Origin of the sequence: Clostridium sp., from assembly GCF_016650035.1 — a bacterium.
Taxonomy (GTDB): domain Bacteria; phylum Bacillota; class Clostridia; order Clostridiales; family Clostridiaceae; genus Clostridium_AD.
Genome location: NZ_JAENWM010000136.1, coordinates 1 through 6,670 on the forward strand (window position 1 = coordinate 1; position 6,670 = coordinate 6,670).

The 6,670-nt window shown below is 31.6% G+C and carries 6 protein-coding genes; all 6 read left to right on the plus strand.

Annotation, left to right across the window (positions count from 1 at the left end):
- The first annotated feature begins 128 nt into the window (after positions 1–128).
- The 6 genes from JJD95_RS19165 to JJD95_RS19190 all read left to right on the plus strand — a co-directional run bounded on the left by JJD95_RS19165 (position 129) and on the right by JJD95_RS19190 (position 6,066).
- On the plus strand, positions 129–677 hold the full coding sequence (locus JJD95_RS19165; RefSeq protein ID WP_291644956.1) for a hypothetical protein: 549 nt from the start codon (positions 129–131) through the stop codon (positions 675–677).
- A 9-nt stretch (positions 678–686) separates the two neighbouring features.
- A complete protein-coding gene (locus JJD95_RS19170) occupies positions 687–1,889 on the plus strand; it encodes a recombinase family protein (RefSeq protein WP_291644958.1) in 1,203 nt (400 codons plus the stop codon).
- On the plus strand, positions 1,801–3,228 hold the full coding sequence (locus JJD95_RS19175) for a recombinase family protein (protein WP_291644960.1): 1,428 nt from the start codon (positions 1,801–1,803) through the stop codon (positions 3,226–3,228). The genes JJD95_RS19170 and JJD95_RS19175 overlap by 89 nt, the downstream gene beginning before the upstream one ends.
- A 204-nt stretch (positions 3,229–3,432) precedes the next feature.
- A complete protein-coding gene (locus tag JJD95_RS19180; RefSeq protein WP_291644962.1) occupies positions 3,433–3,975 on the plus strand; it encodes a hypothetical protein in 543 nt (180 codons plus the stop codon).
- A 642-nt stretch (positions 3,976–4,617) separates the two neighbouring features.
- Positions 4,618–5,055 carry a hypothetical protein gene (locus tag JJD95_RS19185; RefSeq protein ID WP_291644964.1) on the plus strand — a complete coding sequence of 146 codons (438 nt, stop codon included), beginning with the start codon at positions 4,618–4,620 and terminating at the stop codon, positions 5,053–5,055.
- A 120-nt stretch (positions 5,056–5,175) separates the two neighbouring features.
- On the plus strand, positions 5,176–6,066 hold the full coding sequence (locus JJD95_RS19190; protein ID WP_291644966.1) for a DnaJ domain-containing protein: 891 nt from the start codon (positions 5,176–5,178) through the stop codon (positions 6,064–6,066).
- The last annotated feature ends 604 nt before the right edge of the window (positions 6,067–6,670 follow it).

Genomic DNA, 6,670 nt, shown 5'->3' on the forward strand with positions numbered 1-6,670 from the left:
AGATACAATTTAAATAAGGTTTGTTTAACATAAAAGCCGTAGGCAGTTGAGGATTAAAATTAAAACTATCTACGTTTTTTTTAATATCCTTGCTGCAGATTTTCTTGTCTTAGGTGCTGCAAATAGGAGTGTCTTATAACAGTAATAACAAATTTCATAAGCGTAAATCCTGTAGCACACCACATTTAAAAGAAGAAATAATAAAAAAAGCTTTTGTTAATGCTTTTAATACCCTCATTGAAAGCAAGGAAGAGTTAATAGCAGGATATGAGGAGATTATTGAGAAGATAACTAATTTTAGCAAGCAAGAAAAGGAAGGAAGTAAAATTGATGAAGAATGTATTTTACTTGAGAAGTCATTAGAAAAATTAATTGCTGAGAATACACGGAAAGCAATGGATCAAGATGAATATAACACAAAATATAATGGTTTAGCTACAAGGTATAATAGTTTGCAAAATAGACGACAGGAAATTAGTATTGATATAGCAAAGCTTAAGGGAAGAAAAAATCAAATGAATGCTTTTATTAAAGAATTAGTAAATCAAGATAATTTATTAATTAGTTTTGATGAGAGTCTATGGTGTTCAACATTGAATGCAGTAATTATAAAGTCAGATGTAAATGTAGTTTTTCAGTTTAAAGATGGAACTGAACTACCTTGGAATCTAGAATAGAGGTATAGCGTGAGAACAGTAAAGGAGATAAACCAAAAGAGAAATCCGTTTTATAAACCTAAAAAACTGAGGATATGTGCCTATGTTAGAGTGTCTACTGAAAGTATAGGTCAGTTAGGATCACTTCAAAATCAAACAGAACATTATCAAAACAAATTCACAACAAACTCTGAGTTTGAATTTTGCGGCATCTTTTCAGATGCGGGTATATCTGGCGCAAAGACTGACCGACCGGGGCTGGTGGCTATGATGGAAAAAGCTAAAGCAGGTGAAGTAGATTTAATTATAACTAAATCAATATCTAGGTTTGCAAGGAATACATTAATACTTTTAGAAAGTGTTAGGGAATTAAAAGCAATTGGTGTTGGCGTTATTTTTGAAGAACAAGGAATTAACACACTACATTCTGAAGGAGAATTGCTACTCACAGTACTAGCTGCAATTGCTGAAGAAGAGCGAAAAGCTGTAAGAGAAAATGTTAAATGGGCAATAGAAAAAAAGTTCAAGCGCGGAGAGGTAATTGTAGATGTTAATCGTTTGATTGGCTATGACAAAGATGAAAATGGTAGATTTGTAATAAACAAAGAGCAAGCAGAAGTAGTAAGAAAGATATATAAGTTGTTCTTAGCAGGAGAAACCGGATATAAAATTGCAAAAGATTTTAATGAGAAAAGTATACCAACCTATACAAATAAGCCATGGCAATCAGGTAGGATATTAGGAATTATATCTAATGAAAAATATAAAGGAGATTGCCTTATGCAGAAGACCTATGTAACTGATAATGGCAAGGGAATTATTAATAGAGGACAAAAGGCAAAGTATTATGTGGAAAACTCACATCTGCCTATAGTGAGTAGGAACGATTGGGAAAAGGCTCAGCTGATTAGGGAAAACAGAAAAACAAAAATATATCCCTTTTCAAATATGTTCCGCTGCAAATACTGTGGTGCAACCCTTATAAGAGTGGTTCATCAAGGTAGATGGGTAAGCTGGATATGTGCAACATATATGCAAAAGGGAAAAGGTGTCTGTGAAGGCACTAGAATATCAGAAGGAAAATTGAAAGAAGTTACTAATGGTATTGTCATAAATGAACCTATGGTTGTAGAGGAGGTTACAAATGGCAATTATTCAAAGAAGAGGTCCGAAAAGAGTTTCCGTATTATACCCGTTACCGAATACTATAGATCCAGGAACAACGGAGAATAATTCAAAGAAATTAAGGGTAGCTGCATATTGTAGAGTATCTTCTAGCAGTGATGAACAGATAGCAAGCTACAATGCACAAGTTCAATATTTTAAGAAATATATTATAGAAAACCCTGATTATGATTTTGCTGGTATCTACACGGATAAAGGTATCTCAGGAACTAACCTTCAAAAAAGAGAAGGGTTCAATAGGCTTATGCAGGATGCTAGAGAAAACAAAGTTGATATGATTATTACAAAAAGCCTGTCTCGCTTCGGGCGCAATACTCTGGATTGCTTAAATAGTATAAGAGAACTTAGGGCGCTAGGAGTAGATGTATTCTTTGAGAAAGAAAATATCCATACAAAAACAAGTGCAGGAGAAGTTCTTCTAACTTTAATTTCAGCTGTTGCACAAAATGAAAGTTTAAATCAATCAGAGAATGTAAAATGGGGAATACGCCGCAAATATGAAAAAGGTTGCATACAAAGCATACCAAGTGGGAAGTTCTTTGGATATGAAAAGGATGAAGCAAGTAATCTTATAATTAATGAAACACAGGCAGTTACTGTTAGAAGAATATATCAGGAGTTTCTTGATGGGTATGGGTACTATAAAATAGCAGAGCATCTTACGGAAGATGGAGTTGTTACTGAATGTGGAAATTTAGTATGGAGCTGGAGTACACTAAAAAAGATACTAACTAATGAAAAATATAAAGGGGATACACTTTTTCAAAAGACATATAATACAGATTATCTTACAAAGCGCAGAGCAAAAAATAATGGAGATTTACCAAAATTTTATTACGAAGATACGCACCCTGCGATTATAGATAAAAATACCTGGGAATGTGTCCAGCTTGAGTTTGAAAGACAAGCTGGATTTATTAAGGAGCATAGAATGAACAAATATCATCAGCACAGTAAGGAACTACCCTTTTGTGGGAAACTGATTTGTAAGCACTGTGGACATACTTTAGTTAGAAGAGAATCAAGTAGAGCAAAAGACAAAGGTGAATATTATTGGTGTTGCAAGAGATACAGAGCAGGGAGATATTCACCAGTCGAGCCAGGGATGTGCTGTAATGGAATGAGAATGAAAGATGCTGTTCCAGTGGAAATGTTTATAAAGGCATGGAATCAGCTTGTAGAAAATGAGGAGTGGCAGCACATTAAAAGTGATAAAGGTGTGCTTGAAAAATACAGACTAGCTGAATTAATTAGGCTCAAAAGTAGTATAGGGACAATTGATAAGATGCCATATGAGCTGATGCTGAAAACTTTGGATCATATTAAGATAGGACTTGATGGCAGAGTAGCGGTAATATTTCTAGCTGGAGCAACAGTAAATATATAATTGAATGATTGATATAGGAATACCCGTAGGATTAGCAGAGTTTGCTTTTCTTACGGGTGTTTTTTGATGAAGAACATATGGTTTAGTAATTATTTTATATAAGATACATTTAAGTTATTACATAAATATAAAATAGCAGTATAGCTTATAACAAATAGTTTCTACGGGAGTAAGGTATGGCACTCCACCAGTAAATACCGCAAAGTGATTTGGCAGTGTAACGCAAAATTCAAAAATGGTAAAAAAGTGTGGCACACCTCATTTTTACGAGGTACTTTAAAACAAGTATTCCTTAATGCCTTTAATAGCCTATTTGAAAAAAAAGAAATATTACAAGGCTACGAAGCTATAATTCAAGCCTTGACTGATACATCAAAGTTTGATAAGGAGAGTGTAAAGCTACAGAGTGAGACTGAAGTTGTTAATGGACTGCTCCAAAAATGTGTTCAGGAAAACACCAATAGTGCTTTAGATCAAGCCAAATATGAAGAACGCTACAAAGCCTTAGCAGAGCGATATGAAAATATAAAAAATGGGATTGAGAGGATAAATGAAAAGCATCTTGAACGAAGAGCTAAGCAAGAAAACTTTGTAGCTTTTATTAAAGATCTTGAGCAAAGAGAAGATCTGGTAGCGGAGTTTGATGGGGAGCTATGGAAGAGTACTGTTGACAAGGTAGTTGTAAATACTGAGGGTAAAATAACATTTGTATTTAAAGATGGAATGGAATTAGAGTGGAATATATGAACACCTGATGAAATTTGAGGTGCAAGACATTAAGCCTGAGATTAGTATTTAAACTAATCCAGGCTTTTTATTTTCTTTTACTTTGTGCACATTCTGGAGTTGTTTTAAGTTTTGTCCTAGGTTTTGGTGTGTTGCTAGATTTTAATGCACATTGTAATGTAAATACATAGTAAAAACATACCAAGTAAACTTAATTATTATCTTGCGAACATATTCCCAATTATTTCATCAGTATCATTTATAATTTATTGTCTTTCTGTTGAAGATGAACTTACTTCTCTATCTAAGTATACTGAATTGAGAAACTTGTTTTTTATACGTTATGACTGAACTTCTAATTAGTGCTTTACTTTTCGTAATAAGCATTACTAGTTACTACTACTACTACTACTTAGGGAAAGAAATGGCTATTTCTAAGCCTTCTTAAAAGAATTTAAAAGAACTAAAAAGTGGGCAACACTTTTGTGTGATTTTTCTAGGTGAAAAAAAATTGAAGTTAAATTAATATATATATAAATAACAGATTCGCAAATAAAGGATATAATGTATTTTTATAGAATAATTACAATGTTAAATTAATAATAGTAATCGTTACCTGTTTTTAATTATTATAACAAGTATTAATCGGGGGGGTATATTAATATGATGATTTTTATAATAATAGTAGTTGTAGTATTAATACTAGCAATAGCGTCTGGAAATCCAACAAATAATGTTAACCAAAATTTGGTTGTAAAGAGAAAACTTCAAGCAGCACAGGATAAATATGATATAGAACATGGTATTACCAAAGAAGATAGAATAGAATTAGAACGAAAACTCGCTATTGTAATCAAAAATAGAGATAGTGACGAGGTTAATGAAAAAAATGAACGACTTGCATATTTGAACCATAACCATATTGCTTATTGTCCAAAATGTACTTCACAAAGCGTAACGCCAGTAAAAAAAGGATTTGGAGTAGGTAAAGCAGCAGCTGGTGGATTAATACTTGGGCCTGTTGGATTAGTAGGTGGAGCAATAGGTGCAAACAAAATAGAGTTTGTATGTGCAAACTGTGGACACAGATATAAGAGATAATTATATGAATATGAATATGAATTAATGGGGAGGTGGTAATTGTGGAAATTATATATGATGATATTTATGTAAGCGTGTTGACCAATAAATGTTAATTACTAATAGATTGGAGGGGTAGTGTTGAACTATTATGATATTCTTGAAGTAAGTATGTATTCGTCAAAAGAAGTAATTGAAAGTGCATACAGAATTTTAAAAGGAAAGTATGGTATAGAAAATAGTGAAATTAATAAAGAGAAAATAGGCATGTTAGACTTAGCATATGAAACCTTAATTGATGATAAAAAACGGGAACAATATAATGCCATAATAGCAGCAATAAATAGTAACATTGACTTTAATACTCTTTCTAATGCGGCTGAAGTTAAAACCAAGTTAATAATTAATTGGATTAATAAAATTAAAAATATGAGGAAAATTACTGGAATATTAATGGCTCTATTATTAACATTCTCTCTAGTAGGTATTGGGTATATTCAATACACAAAAAAAACAAATGAAAGAAAAATAGAAGAACAAAAATTAGTAGAATTGCAGAAAATAGAAGAGAAAAATAATGCTGAATTTGTAGAAGCTAAAACTAAATTCAATGAATACAGAAAAGCTTTTAGCCAAACATCGTCTGAAATAAAAACATTAATGATGTTTGCATATTTTAGATGCTCAAACTACTCAGATGTATGGGGTAATGCAATTAATAGCAACAAAGATTTTAGTAAAGAATTAGATAAGGTATCTGAAGAAAATAGAGCAAATGGGGTATTAGAAGAAGTAGTTAGAAATAAAAATAGCATAATAGGAAACATGCAGAAACTACAAAATCCTCCTGTTGAATTTATTAAAACATATGATATGCTTTTAATCTTATATGAAAAATGTGATAAGTTATACAATTACTCCATATCACCAAGCGGTACTTATGAATTTTATTCTAAGGAGACACCTAAGTTATATAATGATGGAGAGACAATTTATAGTAAAATTAAAATTCAAATACCATCAGAAAAATAAAAAGTTTTCTGATACATATTAACAAGTAAATGAGCAGGAGTATATTCTACTGCTCATTTACCTAAATGTTCAGATTCTGTTTTAGTTAGTGTGTCCTTGTTTTTAAAATAAAATATAAATTATTACTTGAAGAACTTGAAAAATGAGAACTACTCCAAAAACTCAAGAGAGTGCAGCTATAAAATGATGATTAGTTCATTGGATTTTAGAAGTAACAATGTACATCATATCTAGTATGTCATCTAGTAAATGTAGGTACATTATGAAGTTAACAGTACACCCTTCAATCGCCCTAATTTATTATATACCTAAAGTATATTTTATTTGCTACTCTATACTAAAGTATTTTGTTTGTTATTTATTATTATTTGAGTCTATCTTATCCCATTTTGCTTTTGCTTCACTTGCACTTATACCAAATTTTGTAGCTGCATCATTAAAAACCTGTGAAGTATATTTATCACCTTGGTCCTATGTCAATAAAAAGTACAAATTAAAATGAGAAAGTTATTAGTAATCCCCTTAAATTTAACTTGCGATTGATACATTAAGTTTATTTGCTTTTTTATAGGCTATTTCAAACTCATCAGGTGACATATAATTG

Excerpts from the sequence above, each read along its gene's own strand:
- JJD95_RS19175 (WP_291644960.1), top strand. The coding sequence starts at position 1,801 with ATGGCAATTATTCAAAGAAGAGGTCCGAAAAGAGTTTCCGTATTATAC.
- JJD95_RS19185 (WP_291644964.1), top strand. The coding sequence starts at position 4,618 with ATGATGATTTTTATAATAATAGTAGTTGTAGTATTAATACTAGCAATA.